The organism is Mesorhizobium sp. B283B1A, from assembly GCF_020165735.1.
In the GTDB taxonomy this organism is placed as follows: Bacteria; Pseudomonadota; Alphaproteobacteria; order Rhizobiales; family Rhizobiaceae; genus Mesorhizobium; species Mesorhizobium opportunistum.
Genome location: NZ_JAIUIQ010000011.1, coordinates 1 through 17793, shown reverse-complemented (window position 1 = coordinate 17793; position 17793 = coordinate 1). Strand labels below are relative to the sequence as shown.

General features: G+C 64.1%; 16 protein-coding genes. 6 read left to right on the top strand and 10 right to left on the bottom strand.

Annotated elements, in window-relative coordinates; all coding sequences use genetic code 11:
- Window positions 1-59 precede the first annotated feature (59 nt).
- Window positions 60-833 carry a response regulator gene (locus tag LB577_RS11495; protein ID WP_224686796.1) on the bottom strand — a complete coding sequence of 258 codons (774 nt, stop codon included), beginning with the start codon at window positions 831-833 and terminating at the stop codon, window positions 60-62.
- 45 nt (window positions 834-878) lie between these two features.
- Between LB577_RS11495 and LB577_RS11490 the strand changes: the two genes are divergently transcribed.
- Window positions 879-1580 (top strand): response regulator transcription factor, encoded by a 702-nt coding sequence (locus tag LB577_RS11490; protein WP_023763781.1) that lies wholly within the window; start codon window positions 879-881, stop codon window positions 1578-1580.
- A gap of 68 nt (window positions 1581-1648) precedes the next feature.
- Here LB577_RS11490 and LB577_RS11485 read toward each other — a convergent pair whose 3' ends face one another.
- A complete protein-coding gene (locus tag LB577_RS11485; protein WP_023763782.1) occupies window positions 1649-1816 on the bottom strand; it encodes a hypothetical protein in 168 nt (55 codons plus the stop codon).
- 199 nt (window positions 1817-2015) lie between these two features.
- Here LB577_RS11485 and LB577_RS11480 point away from each other — a divergent pair, with 199 nt between their 5' ends.
- On the top strand, window positions 2016-2267 hold the full coding sequence (locus LB577_RS11480) for a hypothetical protein (RefSeq protein ID WP_224686795.1): 252 nt from the start codon (window positions 2016-2018) through the stop codon (window positions 2265-2267).
- 271 nt (window positions 2268-2538) lie between these two features.
- The gene (locus LB577_RS11475; RefSeq protein ID WP_224686794.1) at window positions 2539-2994 is read left to right on the top strand and encodes a L,D-transpeptidase; all 456 of its coding nucleotides are present in this window, start codon (window positions 2539-2541) and stop codon (window positions 2992-2994) included.
- Between the two features lie 158 nt (window positions 2995-3152).
- Here the strand turns inward: LB577_RS11475 and LB577_RS11470 are convergent, their stop codons facing one another.
- Both LB577_RS11470 and LB577_RS11465 read right to left on the bottom strand, forming a co-directional pair.
- The gene (locus LB577_RS11470) at window positions 3153-6236 is read right to left on the bottom strand and encodes an efflux RND transporter permease subunit (RefSeq protein ID WP_224686793.1); all 3084 of its coding nucleotides are present in this window, start codon (window positions 6234-6236) and stop codon (window positions 3153-3155) included.
- A complete protein-coding gene (locus LB577_RS11465) occupies window positions 6233-7582 on the bottom strand; it encodes an efflux RND transporter periplasmic adaptor subunit (protein WP_224686792.1) in 1350 nt (449 codons plus the stop codon). Before LB577_RS11465 ends, LB577_RS11470 begins: the two co-directional genes overlap by 4 nt.
- Window positions 7583-7727: 145 nt before the next feature.
- Between LB577_RS11465 and LB577_RS11460 the strand changes: the two genes are divergently transcribed.
- On the top strand, window positions 7728-8261 hold the full coding sequence (locus tag LB577_RS11460) for a TetR/AcrR family transcriptional regulator (protein WP_023763787.1): 534 nt from the start codon (window positions 7728-7730) through the stop codon (window positions 8259-8261).
- Window positions 8262-8304: 43 nt separating this feature from the next.
- Here the strand turns inward: LB577_RS11460 and LB577_RS11455 are convergent, their stop codons facing one another.
- The 6 genes from LB577_RS11455 to LB577_RS11430 all read right to left on the bottom strand — a co-directional run bounded on the left by LB577_RS11455 (window position 8305) and on the right by LB577_RS11430 (window position 14382).
- Entirely contained in the window at window positions 8305-9390 is a 1086-nt protein-coding gene (locus tag LB577_RS11455) for an ABC transporter ATP-binding protein (protein WP_224686791.1), read from the bottom strand.
- On the bottom strand, window positions 9377-10315 hold the full coding sequence (locus LB577_RS11450) for a PfkB family carbohydrate kinase (protein ID WP_224686790.1): 939 nt from the start codon (window positions 10313-10315) through the stop codon (window positions 9377-9379). Before LB577_RS11450 ends, LB577_RS11455 begins: the two co-directional genes overlap by 14 nt.
- Entirely contained in the window at window positions 10315-11337 is a 1023-nt protein-coding gene (locus LB577_RS11445; RefSeq protein WP_224686789.1) for an SIS domain-containing protein, read from the bottom strand. The genes LB577_RS11450 and LB577_RS11445 overlap by 1 nt, the downstream gene beginning before the upstream one ends.
- On the bottom strand, window positions 11334-12179 hold the full coding sequence (locus LB577_RS11440; RefSeq protein ID WP_023763791.1) for a carbohydrate ABC transporter permease: 846 nt from the start codon (window positions 12177-12179) through the stop codon (window positions 11334-11336). Before LB577_RS11440 ends, LB577_RS11445 begins: the two co-directional genes overlap by 4 nt.
- Window positions 12179-13063: a carbohydrate ABC transporter permease gene (locus tag LB577_RS11435; protein WP_224686788.1), complete on the bottom strand. Its 885-nt coding sequence runs from the start codon at window positions 13061-13063 to the stop codon at window positions 12179-12181. The genes LB577_RS11440 and LB577_RS11435 overlap by 1 nt, the downstream gene beginning before the upstream one ends.
- A gap of 80 nt (window positions 13064-13143) precedes the next feature.
- Window positions 13144-14382 carry an extracellular solute-binding protein gene (locus LB577_RS11430; protein ID WP_224686787.1) on the bottom strand — a complete coding sequence of 413 codons (1239 nt, stop codon included), beginning with the start codon at window positions 14380-14382 and terminating at the stop codon, window positions 13144-13146.
- A gap of 218 nt (window positions 14383-14600) precedes the next feature.
- Between LB577_RS11430 and LB577_RS11425 the strand changes: the two genes are divergently transcribed.
- Both LB577_RS11425 and LB577_RS11420 read left to right on the top strand, forming a co-directional pair.
- Window positions 14601-15815, top strand: a complete 1215-nt coding sequence (locus tag LB577_RS11425; RefSeq protein ID WP_224686786.1) for an ROK family transcriptional regulator — start codon at window positions 14601-14603, stop codon at window positions 15813-15815.
- Between the two features lie 94 nt (window positions 15816-15909).
- A complete protein-coding gene (locus LB577_RS11420) occupies window positions 15910-17511 on the top strand; it encodes an inorganic phosphate transporter (RefSeq protein WP_224686785.1) in 1602 nt (533 codons plus the stop codon).
- Window positions 17512-17793 lie beyond the last annotated feature (282 nt).

Below are 17793 nucleotides of genomic sequence, written 5' to 3'. Positions count from 1 at the left end.
GCTCGGCCCAATTCGCTCGGCGAGCCACGGCTGAGAACCTGAAACTGTAGGCCTGGCTTTCAGTTGCCGTCGCCGGTCGGCAGCGAGAAGATATAGCCTTCGCCGCGCACCGTCCGCAGGAATTTCGGGTTGGCAGGGTCGGTCTCGATCTTCTTGCGCAGACGCATGATGCGAATGTCGACCGCGCGCGAAGATTCCGGATCCTCGGTGAAGCCGATCGCCTCGGAAATCGCGGCGCGGGTCAGCAGCCGGTTGGCACGCGTCAGGAAAACCTCGAGCACGTCGAATTCGCTCTTTGCCATGTCGATCACCGCGCCATTGGCGCCGGTCACCAACCTGCCGTCGAGATCGGCCTGGAAGGGGCCGAAGGCAACGGAGCGGCGATCCGTCCTGGCTTTCCTGTCCAGCAGTTCAGACGGCTGCGGAACACGGCGCAGCACGCTGCGCACCCGCGCCAGCACTTCGCGCAGCTCGTATGGCTTGACGATATAGTCGTCGGCGCCGAGCTCCAGCCCGACGATGCGGTCGAGCGCGGTGCCGGCGGCGGTCGCATAGATGATGCCTATCGGCATTCTCGAGCGCAGCCAGCGGCCGAGCGACAGTCCGTCCTCGCCCGGCATGGCGATGTCGAGGATGGCCAGATGGAAGGGCTGCGTCTCGATCAGAATGCGGGCCGCGGCGGCGGTTTCCGCGGTCGCAACGTCATAGCCGGCGGCGTCGAGATACTCGGCGACCGCGTCCCTCAGGTCGGGCTCGTCCTCGACGATGACAATTCTTGCCCGCACGATGCTCTCGCTCCCACTTTCAGTGGAAAGTAGATTGGGTATAAACATGATGTCCAGCACTCATATCGGGTTGCCAGGGAACGGTTGGAGAATATGGCCCCACGAGCCGTCATTGCGCTTGTTTCCGTCGCCGACGTGATTGCGACGGAACTTGCCGATCATCTCGAGCGGCGTGGCCATGACGTGCGTCAGGCGCGGCAGCCCTGGGAAGCCGAATCGTTGCTGTCGGGGAAGGGCGTCGATGTCGTGGTCGTCGGCGACAGCCTCAGCCAGGCGGATGGCCGGGATCTGCTGCGGCGTTACGGCGGCCAGGGGAATGGCGGCGAGGACGGACCGGATTTCATCCTGATCTGCCGGCCGGCCGACCTCGTCGACAAGGTGCTGGCGCTCGAGCTTGGCGCTGCCGATGTCGTCGAGAGCCCGCTCAATGTCAGGGAACTCGCCGCCCGTGTCGGCGGCCTGCTTTCGCGACGCGGCCGGGGCAACCAGGAACTGATCGTGCTGGAGAACGCGACCGTCGACTTGAGGTCGGCGATGGTCATGCATCGCTCCGGCACCGAAGAGCAGCTGTCGCCCGGCCAGGTGGCGCTGCTCAGGCTGTTCCTGGCAAGTCCGCGCAAGGTGCTGACGCGCGACGACATCATCGCGGCGGCGCCGGCCGAAAACGCCGACGCCTTCGACCGTTCGATCGATTCGCGCATCGTGCGGCTGCGCCGCAAGCTCGACACCGAAACCATCACCACCATCCGTGGCGCCGGCTACCGGTTCGATCCGCCGCGTCAATTCGCCGACTGACTGCTGGGCACTCTCGGTGACGGTTTGGCCGAGCATCGGATTTTCCTGTTCGCCAATGCTCCCGGAGTTCAGCGTACCACCAGCAGCGACGGACCCGATGGCATGTCTTTGCTCATGACGAGTTCGTTTGCCTGGGCGCGCTCCTTGAGGAGCACCGTGGCAAGGGCGGCAAAGCCAAGCAGGCCCTGCGCATAAAGCAGTGCGGAAAGCACCGAGGCCGCGAATTTCGTTTTCATCGTCCGACTCCCAGAATGTCAATTCTTCAAAAAATGAATGTGTCGCGGGTCGCCTCGGGAAACTCCCGAAGTGCCCGCGCCGCCCACGGAGCCCCCCGCAGCGGCGCGGGCCTTCGGTCCTCTCGGCAGCAAGTTGCCGGAGGGGCCGCGCAATGCCAGCAGCCGAAGGCCAACCCGCCAGAGGGCCTTCAATCGGGCGATGCGCACGCTGGTGGTAATCCAGACCGAGGCGGAAAACAGAGCGACGTGCAGGCTAGAGATCTCGCTCGAACTCATCGCCAGCCTTGTCACAGGGGCGCCGGCAAGAATGCCGACACTACCTATGGCCGCTGCCGTCGTGCTGATCCTGAAGAACCAGAACTGCGTGTTCGCTTTCGTTCCCGTGGCCGTTGCCGTCTGCTTTCGTTACGTCAACCTTGCCGGCCAGCTGTATCGGCTTCATGCCGCTTGAAGCCGCGCTTTGTTGCAGATTGGTTTCGGGAAATCGCCTCTATCCTTTCATTAAGGGAAGTTCGAACTTTCGTTTCGGGCTGAATACCTATGTGCTGTATTGCCCGCTCGTTCGGCGACAGCGATCGCGCCACCCGACGACTTGGGCCGTTAACCAGAGGAAACAGATTCGAAACACAAACGAGCATTTCGCGAAATCTCTCCGAAACATGCGGAGCCGATAAGCCACCATCGAATTGGAGCCGGCCAGACCGGCAGAGAGAGGGGACATCATGCACACCACCATCGCCGCGAAGCTCATCAACATCACCGCCGCCACGCTCACCGGCGCCGCGCTTCTGTTCGGCGCCAACGCCGCTCACGCCGCCAACAAGATCGTGGCGCGGGTCTCGCTTTCGCAGCAGGTCATGGAGATCTCGGTCGATGGCCGGCCGACTTTCGCCTGGAAGGTCTCCACCGGTGACAGAGCGCATGTGACTCCGACCGGCTCGTTCAAGCCGACCCGCATGCATGAGATGTGGTATTCGAAGAAATACGACAACGCGCCGATGCCGCACTCGGTCTTCTTCAGCGGCGGCTATGCGGTCCACGCCACCTATGCCATCAAGCGTCTCGGGCAGCCGGCCTCGCATGGCTGCGTGCGGCTGCACCCGGACAATGCCGCCGATTTCTACCAACTGGTCGAGACCTTCGGGGCCGCCAACACCAGCATCGTCATCGTCAAGTAGCAGGCTGAAGAAGCGGGCAGGTTTACCGCCGTGCCCGTGTTCAGGCTCTCGCCGGAAATGTCCGCGGTATCGAGCTCGCTCAAACCGGCGGTTTGAGCACAGCCAAAAAAAGAGGCCGGGGATTTTTCCGGCCTCTTTTTTGTTCTTCGGCTTTTCTATCAGTCCGGCAGGGCCGGCATCAGCTTCGGATCCGGCTTTTCCGCCAGATGTGGCAGGTCCTTGCTGGCGATGAAGGTGTAGAACATGGGCACGACGAAGAGCGTGAACATGGTGCCGACCAGGATGCCGGTGAAGATGACGAGGCCCATCGAATAGCGGGCTGCGGCACCGGCACCGCTGGAGGTGATCAGCGGCACGACGCCGAGCGCCATCGCCGCCGTCGTCATCAGGATCGGCCGCAGGCGCACCTTGGCCGAGGCGATGATGGCATCACGCCGTCGCATGCCGTGGAGTTCGCGCTGCTGATTGGCGAACTCGACCAGCAGGATGCCGTGCTTGGTGATCAGGCCGATCAGCGTGATCAGGCCGACTTGCGTGTAGATGTTGAGGGTGCCGAGGCCCAGATTGAGCGGCACGATGGCGCCGAAGATCGACAGCGGCACCGCCATCATGATGATCAACGGGTCGCGGAAGCTTTCAAACTGCGCCGCCAGCACCAGATAGATGACGATGACGGCAGCCCCGAAAGCGATCAGGATCGTGTTGCCCTGCTCCTTCTCCTGCCGCGACTGGCCGGAGTAGTCGATGAAGAAGGTGTCGGGCAGGCTCTCCCTGGCGATGTCCTCGAGCACTTTCAAACCATCGCCGGTGGTAACGCCGGGCAATGGCAGCGCGGAAATCGTCGATGAATTCAGCTGGTTGAACTGCTCGATCGCGGCCGGCGAGGCATTGTTCGAAATTTTCACGACAGCCGACAGCGGCACCATCTCGCCCGTCACGCTGCGCACGAAGTATTGGCCGAGTTTTTCAGGGTTGTCGCGGAATTCCTGCGGCACCTGCGGAATGATGTCGTAGCTGTTGGAGTCGCGGTCGAATTGCGCCACTTCGGCGCCGCCGACCAGCAGCGTCAGCGTCCGGCCGATATCGGCGATGGGCAGGTTGAGGGCCGCGGCGCGATCGCGGTCGATGGTGACTGTCACCTGCGGCGAATCATAAGACATCGAGTTCTGCACGACGATGAAGCGGCCCGAGGCCTGCGCCTTGTTCTTGATCTGCTCGGCTTGCTGGTACACTTCCGAGGAATCGCCGGTCGAGCGCACCACCATGGCGATCGGCAGGCCGCCGCCGGAGCCCGGCAGCGTCGGCGGGGCGAAGACGAAGGCCTGGACGCCCGCGACCTTGTTGATACGAGCCGTAATGTCGGCCTGCAGCTCCTTGGAATTGCGCTTGCGCTCGGCCCAATCCTTGAAGGCAAAGCCGACGAAAGCGCTGTTTGTCGTGCCACCGAAGGCCACGGCGGAGAACTGCGCCCGTGTTTCGGGAATGTCCCTCACCAGGCCGAGAATCTGGTTGACGTAGGTCTCGGTGTAATCGGACGTCGCATAGGCCGGCGCGGTCACGATCGAGAGCAGGAAGCCCTGGTCTTCTTCCGGCGCCAGTTCGCTCGAGGTCTTGGTGAACATGAAGCCGGTCACGCCGACCAGCGCCAGCACGATGAGCAGCGTCAGCGGGCGATAGTTCAGCGAACCGGTGACGGCACGCTCGTAGACATGCTCGACCCGCGAGAAAACGCCGTCGACGATGCGCTGGAAACGGCCGGCGTTGCCGGGCTTCAAGAGACGCGCCGACATCATCGGGGTGATGGTGATGGCGATGACGCCCGACAGCACCACCGAGCCGGCGAGCGTCACCGCGAATTCGCGGAACAGCGCACCGGTCAAGCCACCGGTGAAGGCCAGCGGCGCGAACACGGCGGCCAGCGTCATGGTCATGGCGACGATAGCGGAGGCGATCTCGCGCATGCCGCTGAACGCCGCTTGCATGGGCGTCATGTGGTCTTCTTCCATGTGGCGGTGGATGTTTTCCACCACCACGATGGCGTCGTCCACGACAAGGCCGATTGCCAGCACCATGGCCAGCAGCGACAGAAGATTGATCGAATAGCCGACCGCGAACAGAAGGAAACAGACGCCGACCAGCGACAGCGGGATGGTGATGATCGGCATCATCACCGAACGGAAAGAGCCAAGGAACAGAAGGATGACGACGACGACGATGGCGACCGCCTCGGCGATGGTCTTGAACACCTCGTCGATCGAGGCGCTGATCTGCCCGGTGGCGTCGTAGACGACCTCGATCGTCATGCCTTTCGGCAGCGTTTCCTGGATCTGCGGCACAAGCTTGGTGAGCGCGGCCGCTGTGGTCAGCGGGTTGGCCGCCGGGGTCGGGAAGATGGCGAGGAAGGTGCCGGGCTTGCCGTTGAAGGAGACCCTGGTGTCGGTGTTCTCGGCGCCGAGTTCGACGCGGGCCACGTCGCGCAGCCGCACCACATTGCCGTCGGTCGAGCGCAACGGCAGTTCGGCGAAGGCTTCCGGCGTCTGCAGCGTCGAACGCACCGTAATGGAGGAAACGACATATTCGTTCTGGGTGTTTCCCGGCGCAGACAGGAAGTTGGAGTTGTTGATCGCTGCGAGCACTTCCGCTGCCGTCACCCCGCGCGCGGCAAGCCGGACCGGGTCGATCCAAACGCGCATCGAATATTCCTGGGCGCCGAAGATCTGCACATCGGCGACACCTTCGACCGTCGACATGCGGGGCCTGATGACGCGCTCGATATACTCGGTCAGCTGCTCCTTCGTCATGTTCGGATTCTGCATCGAGATGTACATCATCGCGAACTGCTGGCCGGTGCCCTTGACGATGACCGGGTCCTTGGACGCGTCCGGCAAGGTGCCACGCACGCCCTGGACCTTGGACAGCACTTCGGTCAGCGCCACGTCGGGGTTGGAACCGAGCTTCATCTGCACCGTCACGGTGCTGGACGACGGACGGCTGGACGAGGTGACGTAGTCGATGTTTTCGGTCGAGGCGACGGCGCGTGCGATCGGGGCGGAAATGAAGCCCTGGATCAGGTCGGCGCTGGCACCCGGATAGGCGGTCGTGATGGTGATCGCCGTTTCGTCAACCTTCGGATACTGCCGGATCGACAGGTTGAAGATGCCCTGGAACCCGAGCAGCAGGATCATGCAGGCAAGGACCGTCGAAAGGACGGGCCGGCGAATAAAGAGATCGGAAAAGCTCATTGCTGGTCGGCCTGCTTGTTCGCCGATTTGGTCGGGTCGATGGTGTTGTCGACGTTGACGGACATGCCGTTGAAGAGGCGGTTCTGGCCCGCGGTGACGATCTCGTCGCCTGCCTTCAGCCCTTCGACGATCTCGACCATGCCCTGGTTGCGGCGACCGGGCTTGACGAAGACCTGCGACAACACCAGCGCTGGCTTGTCGCCTTCCGCCGCCGGCTTGGCCGCATCGGTAGCGGGCTGGTCGGCAGGTTTAGCCGCATCGGCCGCGGGCTTGGCCGCTTCAGCGGCCGGCTTCATGGCATCAGTTGCCGGCTTCATCGCGTCCGCCGGCTTGGCATCCGCTGGCTTGGCATCCGCCGCCTTGTCGGTAGCCGCAGCGGGTTTTTCTTCCGGCTTGGCCGGCGCCGCCGCAGCCGGTTTGGCCGGTTGCACGACGAAGACGTAGTCGCCGTAGAGGCTGGTGGTCAGCGCCGTCTGTGGCAGTATCAGCACGTTCTGCTCCTCGGGCAGTTCGACACGCACCTGCACGAACTGGCCGGGGGTCAGCTTGCCGTCGGGGTTGGCGACCTCCGCCCGGATGTTCACCAGCCGGCTGGACGGGTCGATCTTGGGGTCGATGCCGCGAATGGCGCCGGCAAACGGCTTGTCGTCGCCACCAAGTCCCAAGCGAACCGTCTGGCCGATCTTGAGCAGCGGGAGCTCCTGTTCGGGAACCGTGAAGTCGGCCCGCATCGTGTCGAGATCCTGCAGTGTCACAACGGAAGTGCCGGGCGACAGATACTGGCCGAGGTCGATCTTCGGGATGCCGACCGTACCGGCGAAGGGAGCCGTCAGCTGCTTCTGCTCGAGCACGGCCTGGAGCCTGGTGACCTGGGACGCCGAAGCGGACGCCGCCGCCCGCGCGCTGTCCAGTGTCGAGTCGGAGCCGACGCCGCGTTTTGTCAGTTCGAGGGCGCGGTTCAGCGACACCTGATCGAGCGCGGCCTGCGCTTTCTGCGCGTCGAGATCGGCGCGCTCGACGGCGTCGTCGAGCTGCAGCAGCACCGCGTTGGCCGCGACTTTCTCGTTGGCATGGAAGGGGATTTCCTTGACGATGCCGGCAGTCTCGACCGTCAGGTCGACACCACGCACCGCCCGCACGGTGCCGATCGCCTCGACGCCGGGCGTCCAGCTCGATGGCTTGACGATTGTCGTCGACACGGTCGCCGCGGGCGGCTTCATGGTGGCGAAATACTGCTTGATGCCGTTGTCGCGCAGGAAGTTGAAGCCGACGATGCCGCCGACCACGATGACGAGCACGGCCAGGACCGCAATGATGATAATGATACGGAGTATGCGCTTGAACAAGGAAGTCCCCTCAGTCGAAATCCGGCGCAAAGCGCGGACATCGGGACACATATCGACTGCAGGCCCCGATTTCAAACAGCGGCGGTCTTACTGTACCGTCTGGACGGTCTTGTCAATTGGGCCTAAGCTTGCCAAGGGAGGCGCCATGAGAGCCCAACGACCGAATTCGCGCGAGAAGATTCTCGCCGCGGCGGCAGATGTTGCCCGGGAAACCGGGCCCGGCAGCCTCTCGCTGGAGGCCGTCGCCAGCCGCGCCGGCGTGTCGAAAGGCGGGCTGCTCTACAATTTTCCGACCAAGGCCAAATTGATGCAGGGGCTGGTCGAGGACTATCTGCGCGAATTCGAGCGGGCGTTGGAAGTCGCCAATCGCAATGGCGAGGGTAAAAACCCGCTCGCCGTCTACATCAGGCTGTCGGCCAATGACTGCGAGGAAAAGCAGCCCTCGGCCTCCTGGATCTTTTCGGCGATCGCCGAGGATCCCGATTTCATGACGCCGATCAAGACGTTCAAGCGCCAGCTTTTCGAACGGCTGAAGGGCGAAACATCAGACCTCAAATCGCTGCTGGTCTGCTATCTCGCAATCGAGGGGCTGCGCAGCATGAACCTCTTCGATTCCGATGTGCTGTCGAAAGACGAGCGGGAGCTGCTGGTCTCCTCCCTGCTTGAGATCGCCAAATAGTCGGGGCGGTGCGAGCCGACAGCGCTGCCCCTTGCGGCTTGTCTCAGGCCGTTGTCAGGGCCTTGCCTGTCGAAGGGTCGAAAAGGCGAAGCGCTGCTTCATCGAAGGTGAGGCTGTGTTTTTCGCCCTTGGCGACCCGGGCTCGCGGCGGCAGGCAAGCGGTCAGCCTTTGCGTGCCGATCCGTGCCGTCGTGACCAGTTCGGGGCCAGTCAATTCGACAACCTCGATCTCCACGGGCAACGACAGTTCCGTCGCGGTGTCGCTCGCCACGCGAAGCGCTTCGGGTCTGATACCGACGATCACCGGAGCGCCTTCGCGAGCCGCGTTCGCATAGCGCGCGGGCAGAGGCATCCGCACATCGGACTCGGCAACGGCCAGCTTGCCGCCGGTGACGATGGCCTGAAGCATGTTCATCGACGGTGCGCCGACAAAGCCCGCGACATAGAGCGTTGCCGGCTCGTTGTAGATCTCTTCCGGCGTACCGAGCTGCTCGATCCTGCCGTCGCGCATGACCGCGATGCGCGTCGCCAGCGTCATCGCCTCGATCTGGTCATGGGTGACGTAGACGACGGTGGTCTGCAGCATCTGGTGCAACCGCTTCAGCTCGGTGCGCATTTCCAGGCGCAGCTTGGCGTCGAGGTTGGACAGCGGCTCGTCGAACAGGAAGACCTGCGGCTTGCGCACCAGCGCCCTGCCGATGGCGACGCGCTGGCGCTGGCCGCCGGAAAGCTGGCTCGGCTTGCGGTCGAGCAAGGTCTCGATCTGCAGGAGTTTCGCCGCCTCGTTCACGGCCGTCTCGCGCTCATCGGCCGCAACCCCGCGCATCTCGAGCCCGAAGCCGATGTTGCGGCGCACGGTCAGGTTCGGATAGAGCGCATAGGACTGGAAGACCATCGCGATGTCGCGGTTCTTGGGGTGAACGCCGAGGATCGAGCGGCCGCCGATCAGCACATCGCCGCTGGTCGCTTCGGCGAGCCCGGCGATGATGTTGAGCAGCGTCGACTTTCCGCAGCCGGACGAGCCGAGCAGCACCAGAAATTCGCCGCTCTGCAGCGCGATGTCGATGCCCTTCAACGTCTCGACGCTGCCATAGCTCTTGCGGATGCCGCGGATTTCAAGCGCGCTCATGCATGGGCTCCTCGAGATGCATCGGCCCGCCATAGTTGCGGGGCAGAGTGGAAATGGCGCGCGAAGCGACATGCGTCGCGGCGCGAAGGCAGGCGGACAGCGGCCGTTCCTGGGCGAGGGCCGCCAGGAAGGCGGCGTTGAAGACGTCGCCGGCGCCAATCGTGTCGACAACGCGGACATCGGGTGCCGTGGCTTCGACGAGGTTCCCGTCCGGACCGATGGCGATGGCGCCTTGCGGCCCGCGCTTGACGACGAAGGTCGCACCCTGCCGCATGCTGGAGCGGATTTCGCGCGCGGCTTCCACCGGGCTTGGGGTTGCCGCCAGCGTCACCGTCTCGACCTCGTTGAAAAGGGCGAGGTGGCAGCGCGAGAGCCATGCTCTTGTCGTGGCGCAGTTGGCCTCGGTCCAGCCGTCGATCGGCCAACCGGTGTCAAGCGCGACGGCAATGCCGTGGCCGTCCGCCCAGTCGAAAAACGCCTCGTAGTCACGCGTCAGGTCTTCGGTCAGAAAGGAGCCGCACAACAGCGCGTAGCCGCCGGAAAGCGCGTTGCCATCCAAAACGGACAGCACGTCGGCAAGGCTGAAGCGCGGCAGGTGGCCCCGGGTGGTGAAGAAGGTCCGTTCGCCGTCTGGATGGGTCATGCCGACCGACAGCGTCGTGCCTTCGGGACGCACCGGCCATTTTTCGGCGCGGCTTGCGAAAGCCTCGCGAAGCCAGCGGCCGAACTGGTCGTCGCCGACATTGGCGGCAATGGCGAAGTCGACGCCCAGCGCCTGCCAGGCCAGTCCGCTGTTGCCGGCCTGGCCGCCGACGCGCAATTCGTCATGGTCGACCACGGTCTCGGTTCCCGCCTTCGGCCACGGCGCGACCGGGCCGACGATCAGGTCGACATTGACGTTGCCGATCACCGCGAGTGGACGCATCACTCGCTCCTGGTGATCTTGGTGGTGCGGACAGGCGTGCCGGCATTGTCGACACGGCTGTCGGCGAAAGCGATCATGAGGCGCTGGGCGACCGGCAGCATGGCAAAGATGGCGGCCATGCCGGAGGCCGGCTTGAACGGAAGCGTGACGGCACCCGCCACGGGTGGTTGCCCCGACGCGTCGAAGATGACGAGTGGCGCGCCAGCCTCGACCACGGAGGTGGCCATGGCGGTCACCAGTTCCGCCGTCGGGTCGTTGCCGCGGAACAGGATGACGCCGATCCGCGGGCCGAGCATCTCCATCGGCCCATGCCGCAACTGGCCGCCTTCGAGTGAAAAGCACGGCAACCGCGACAGTTCGGTGAGGCCGAGCGCCAAGGCCTCGGCAACGCCCTGCAGACGGCGACCGGAGGTGACGATGGTCGTCACCTTCTCCAGTGCCGCGAGCGCCTGCTTGATGTCCGTGTCATGCGGCTGGTCCAGCGCGCCGAGCGCGGCATTCGGGTCGTCGCCGAGGGCTGCAAGGATGGCCAGGTGCAAGGCGAAGCTCACGGTCAGGCTGCGGGTCGCGGCAAAGGCCAGTTCGGTGCCGCCGGCGCCGACCAGGCAAGGCACGGTGCGCGCCAGGAAGGAGGTGCTTTCCAGAGTCAGGCCGAAAACATCGACGGTACCGCCGGCCTCCGCAAACCACCTGACGACCTCGGCGCTCTCGCCGGATTGCGAGGTGACAAGCACCATCCGTCCCGCCAGCGGCAGGGGCTGGCCGAGCTGTTCGGAAAGCGGCAGCGCCAGGGCATCGATGCCGAGCGCGCGATAGAGCGGCTCGACGGCGCGCCCAACCGCATGCGAACCACCCATGCCGAGCAGAAGCAGGCGTCCGGTCTTCCCGATCGCGGCGGCGACCTGTTGCGCCACGGCGGCGTTCTGTTCGAACGAAGTGCGCGCGTCGGCATGCTGTCGCGCCATTTCGCGGTCGATCGCGGCCAGTCCGGCCGGCCGGGTTTTTGTCGCAGTCATCATCATCCTTTCACACCGCCGCTGGTCAGGCCCGAAATCAGCGCCCGCTGCATGACCAGGCCGATCAGCACCGGCGGCAGAGCGGCGAGTACGCCGGCGGTGGCGATCAGCCCATAATCGGAAACACGGCCGCCGGCCAAATCGGCGATGGCGACGGTCAGGGTCTTGGCGCGCTGGTCGGAGGTGAACAGCAGCGCATAGAAGAATTCATCCCAGGCGAGCAGCACGGCAAACAGCGCCGAGGTCGCCATCACCGGTGCGGCGAGCGGCAGCGTGATGATGCGCAGGGTCTGGAACAGGCCGGCGCCGTCGATCATCGCCGCCGCCTCGATTTCACGCGGGATGGAATCGAAGCCCGATTTCATCAGCCAGGTGGTGAAGGGCGCCAGTATGGTCAGGTAAACCAACGCCAGGCCGAAGACATTATTGAGCAGGCCGAGATGCGACAGGCCCATATAGAGCGGCACGGCCAACGCCACCGGCGGCAGCATGTAGGTGGCGATGACCATCGACAGCGACCAGCCGATCGTGGGCGTGCGCGAGACCGCCCAGCCGGCGGGGATGGCGAGGGCCAATGCCGCCAGCGTCGCCATGCCGGCGATCTCCAGGCTGTTGCGCAGCGACGAGGTGAAGGCGGCGCCGGCGCTGTTTTCAGCGGTCGACAGCAATTGCCGGTAGCGCGAGAAGTCGGCGGCCTGCGGCCACCAGCGCAGCGGCTTGGCGGCAAGGTCGACGGCCGGCGATATGCTCATGATGAACAGCCAGGCGATGGGCGCCAGGATGATTGCGGCGAGCAGCAATGCGCAGGCGTGGATGAAGATGGTGAAGCCGAGGCTCTTGCGTTCCATCAGGCGGCACTCCCAGCGGTCTTTCGCACCAGCGTCGCATAGGCGACGGCGAGCACCGTCACGAGCAGCGTGACGATCAGCGCCAGCGACGCGCCGGAGCCGGCGCGCTGGAAGGAGAAGGCCTCCTGGTAGACGAGGATCAACAGCGTGCGCGTGCTGTTGGCCGGGCCACCGCGGGTCATCACCCAGATAATGTCGAAGACCTTGAACGCCTCGATGGTGCGCAGCACCAGCGCCACCATCAGCGGGCCGGCAAGATAGGGCAGGATGACGAAGCGGAAGCGGTTGAAGGGTCCGGCGCCGTCGACCAGCGAGGCTGCGGTGATGTCGCGCGGCACCGCCTGCAGGGCGGCCAGCGCAATCAGCGCCACCAGCGGAAAATTCTTCCAGCAGTCGGCGACGATCAGGGCCGCCAGCGCCGTGCCGGGTTCACCGAGCCAGGAGCGATAGGCGTCGATTAGATGGAGTTGCGTGAGAGCCGCGTTCAGCGCGCCATATTCAGGATTGTAGATCAGCCGCCACAGGGTGGCGTTGACCACCGTCGGCAGCGCCCAGGGCAGGATCATCAGGGCACGCAGGACGGCGCGGCCGTGGAACTCCTGATTAAGCAAAAGGGCCGCGAGAACGCCGATCACCATCTCGGCGGCAACCGAAATGACCGCGAACAGCGCCGTGGTGACCAGCGTGCGCGAGAAATTCGTGCTCGACAGCATCTTCGTGTAATTGTCGAAGCCGACGAAATCGCCACCCGTGCCGACCAGCTTGGCATCGGTGAAGGAAAGGCTGACCGTATCGACCAGCGGCCAGCCGATAACGGCGATCATGACCACGAGCAGCGGCAGCATCAGCAACCACGCACGGGTGGTCATCCAGGTGCCCGACATCAGAGCAGCCTCTCTTCATTCATCGTGATTTCAGACATAGCACGGGCGGCACTAGGCCGCCCGCAACTGGAGAAAGGTGCTCAGAGACCGCTGTTCTGCGCGGCGGTCTTCAGGGCGTCTTCCGGCGAGGACTGGCCGAGCAGCGATTCCTGGATTGCTTGCTGCAGCGCGGTCGACAGCTCCTGGTATTTCGGCGTGGTCGGACGCGGATACATGGCGGCCAGGCCGAGCTTGGCGGCGGCGATCAGCTCTTCCTGGCCCTTGGTGACGGCCGGGTCGTCATAGGATGAGGCCCAGATCGGCAGCGAGAGCTTGGCATACTGGTTCTGCGTCGCCTGCGAAGTCATGAACTCGATGTATTTCCAGGCCTCGTCCGGATGCGTCGAGACAGCCGTGACGCCAAGGCCCATCGAGCCATTGACGGCCGAAACCTCGCTGGTGCCGGCAACGCCAGGCGCCGGCACAACGCCGACCTTGCCGACGACCTTCGAGTCCTTCGGATCGTTGGCCATGTTGTACATGTAGGTCCAGTTCAAGGCGAAAGCGGCATCGCCGTTTTCGAAAACCTTGCGCACGTCCTCCTCCAGGAACTCCTTGGAGTTCGGGTTGGTGAGGCCGGACTTGTAGCTGTCGACCATGTATCTCAGCGCCTCGAGGCCGCCGCCGTTCTGGAAGTCCGGCTTGCCTTCCTTGAGGAAGTCGCCGCCATAGGCGCTGACCAGCGTGGTGTAGTCGCAGATCGCGGCTTCGGCTTGCGACCAGCTCCAGGCGATCGGCGTCTTCAGCAGGCCTTTGTCCTTGATGATCTTTGCCTGTTCGCCAAGCTCTTCCCAGGTCTTCGGCGGCGTCTTGATGCCGGCTTTTTCCAGGATTTCCTTGTTGTAGAACAGGTATTTGGTGTCGAGGATCCAGGGCATGCCATAATATTTGCCGTCGTAGCGGACGGTGGTCCAGGCGCCGGGCAGCACGCCTTTCTTCATGTCGTCGGTGATTTTGGACGATACATCGACCAGTACCTTGTTGGTGGCGTATTCGGCTGGCCAGATGACGTCGAACAGCACGACGTCGTAGCCGCCGCCCGAGCCTTGGGCGAGCACGGTCTTGTCGTGCAGGCCTTCATAGGGGACGAATTCGAGATTGACCTTGAGGTCCGGATTGGCCTTGGTGAAGGCATCCGTCATGGCGCGCACATCGGCCTCGCTGTAGGCGGCCTGCGCCATGAAAAGCGCGTTGAGCGTGGTTTCGGCGAAAGCGTGCGGAACGAACAGTCCGCCAGCGAAGACCGCGCCGACCAGTGTTTTGGTGATTGTCTTAAGCATCTTCTTCTCCCATTTCCGGCGTTGACGGGCCGGCGGTGCGGATGTTCGCATCGTCTTCCCGGATCCATGTCGCGTGACCTGGTGATCACCCGGCTGCCCAGTGGCGTTGGGCCGAGGCCCTGGCCATCTTGTTTTCCGGCATTCGGTTCGCATTAAGTCAACTCGCTTGACTTAATTAGTCGATCAATATTCTAATCGAGTCAAGAGGGGAAACGCCGGTGGATGACATCAGCCCGATCCGCGCCAAAAGCGGCACCAATCAGGAAGGCACCAGCGCGCACAACCGCCGTGTGATGATCGAGGCGTTGCGCCTCAATGGCGCCCTGTCGCGCGCCGACCTCGCGCGGGCGACGCAGCTCACCAAGCAGGCGGTTTCCAACATCATCGAGGATCTCGAAAGCGACGGCCTTGTCGTGCCGCTCGATGCGGTGCGCAAGGGCAGGGGACAGCCCTCGACACCCTACAGGCTGGTTCCCGAAGGCGCCTTCGCCATCGGCTTGCAGATCGACCGCTACCTGACGCGGGCGGTCGCGGTCGATCTGATGGGCAGTGTGCTGGCGCGCGCCGATGCGAACCTGCCGTTCGATGAGCCGTCGAAGGGCGTCGAGGTGATCCTCGGCCTGATCAACGGCGTCCGGCGCGACCTGGCCGGGATTTCCTCGCAGTCGGAGAAACGGCTGGTCGGTCTCGGCGTGGCCATGCCCGGCCCTTTCGGACTGAAGGATTCGGACGACAAATGGATGATGCCGGCCTGGCAGAAGTTTCCGCTGCTGGAGACGCTGGCCAAAGGCACGGGGCTGAATGTAGGCTTGCAGAACGACGCCGCCGCTTGTGCCACGGCGGAGCGCATCGTCGGGGCGGCGCATGGCGTCGATCACGCGGTCTGCCTCTATGTCGGCTACGGCATCGGCACCGGACTGATCCTCAATGGCGAACTCTACAGCGGCGGCCACGGCAATGCCGGCGAAATCGGCATGGCCTTGCTGTCGCCGGCCGGCCCCGGCTCGACGCCGCTCGAACATCGCGCATCGCTGGCCTCGCTCTACCAGCATCTCGGCCTCAACCCGGCGGACAGCGATATCTACGAGCAGATGAACGCCCTGGTCCTGGCCGGGAATCCCGGGATGATGGCCTGGATCGATGGCGCGGCGCATGATCTGCGCTGGAGTGTGCATCTGATCGAGACGATCTTCGATCCGCAGACCGTCATCCTGACCAGCGGCGCGCCGGAAGCACTGGCCCGCCGGCTGGTCGAGGCGATGCATCCGCTGCTGCCGTCGATCGCCGACCGGCCGGGCCGGACCTTGCCGCGCCTGCAGCTTGGCACCACCGACCCTTGGTCGATCGCGCTCGGCGCCGCGGCGGCGCCGATCAGCCGCGCCTTCGACCCGCTGTTTTCGGCAATCCTGAAAACAAGCTCCGGCCCGGCCTAGGAGCTTCAGGGGTCCACCCCGGCGTCACACAGGGTTCATCGTCCGGACATAGCGTCTTTCCCAGTTCTTTGCTGCAATGCAATAGGAGTGGGACATGGTGGACATAGTTTCTAGCGAGGCGGGCATTCCGAGACCGGAGCATCCGCTGGATCATTCAGGTGGCGCGAAGTGGTTCCTGCCGGCCTTCGGTGTGCTGGTGCTGGTCGGCATCGTCTATGTCGGATACGCGCTCAGCCAGGACCTGGCGGTGGCCAAGACCGTGCCGTGGATCCTGCTCGGCATTGCCTTGCTGATCGCGCTCGGCTTCGAATTCGTCAACGGCTTCCACGACACCGCCAATGCGGTGGCGACCGTCATCTACACGCGCTCCCTGCCGGCCGAATTCGCCGTCATGTGGTCGGGCGTCTTCAATTTCCTCGGGGTCCTCACCTCCAGTGGCGCGGTCGCCTTCGGCATCCTGTCGCTGCTGCCGGTCGAGCTGATCCTGCAGGTCGGCTCCTCCTCGGGCTTTGCCATGGTGTTCGCGCTGCTGGTTGCCGCCATCCTGTGGAATCTCGGCACCTGGTTCCTTGGCCTGCCGGCCTCGAGTTCGCACACTATGGTCGGTTCGATCATCGGCGTCGGCCTCGCCAACCAGTTCATGGCACCGGCCGGCAGCGCTACCAGCGGCGTCGACTGGTCGCAGGCGACCAATGTCGGCACCACCTTGCTGGTATCGCCGATCGTCGGCTTCTTCGCCGCCGCCATCCTGCTCTATGTGATGAAGCTTCTGGTGCGCAATCCGGCGCTCTACGAGGCGCCGAAGGGCAATGCCCCGCCGCCCTGGTGGATCCGTGCCCTGCTGATCTTCACCTGCACCGGCGTCAGCTTCGCGCACGGCTCCAATGACGGCCAGAAGGGCATGGGCCTGATCATGCTGATCCTGATCGGCGTGGTGCCGACGGCCTATGCGCTGAACAGGACGCCCGACATCAACTACCTCGAAGCCTACAAGTCGGCCTCCGTCAATGTCGAGACGGCGCTCGGCAAATATGCAAAGCCCGGCATCACCGTCGCTGATGCCAAGGCCGCTGTCCAGGATGCCGTGCGCACCCGGACCTGGAGCGACCAGACCACCGTGGCGCTGCAGACCTATATCCACAACACGACCGCCGGGCTGCAGCCCTATGCCTCGGTCGACAACGTGCCGACCAATCTGGTCAGCAACGCCCGCAACGACATCTATCTGATCGGCGAGGCGCTCAAGCTGATCGACAAGAAGAAGCTGCTGCCAATGGAAGCGGCCGACCTCAAGGCGGTCACCGACTACCACAAGGCGGTCGACAACGCGACGAAGTTCATCCCGTTGTGGGTGAAGATCGCCGTCGCCCTGGCGCTTGGCCTTGGCACGATGGTTGGCTGGAAGCGCATCGTGGTCACCGTCGGCGAGAAGATCGGCAAGAGCCACCTGACCTACGGCCAGGGTGCGGCCGCCGAACTGGTGGCGATGGTGACCATCGGCATGGCCGACAGGCTCGGCCTGCCGGTGTCGACAACCCATGTGCTGTCGTCGGGCGTCGCCGGAACGATGGCCGCCAACGGTTCGGGCCTGCAGTGGTCGACGGTGCGCAACCTGCTGCTGGCCTGGGTGCTGACCCTGCCGTGCTCGATCGCGCTCGCCTTCGTGCTGTTCATCATCTTCCGCCAGGTGTTCTGAAGAGGCGTATAAGCTTCCAAGCAAAGGCAGCGCCGGTCGCCGGCGCTGCCTTTTTCATTCCGATGTGTCGGCGGGACAGCACCCCCCTCTGGCCTGCCGGCCATCTCCCCCGCAAGGAGGGAGATTAGCAGTTCATACGCCCCGCCAGTTTTGAGAGCTATTGGAGATTGGCGAAGGCGCAGCCCTCATCGACCTCCCCCCATGCGGGATTGTTGCAAAATTGGGTGGATGTGATTCCCTGTTTTTGAACAGGGGATCGTGCAATGACGACGAAGCCGAGCG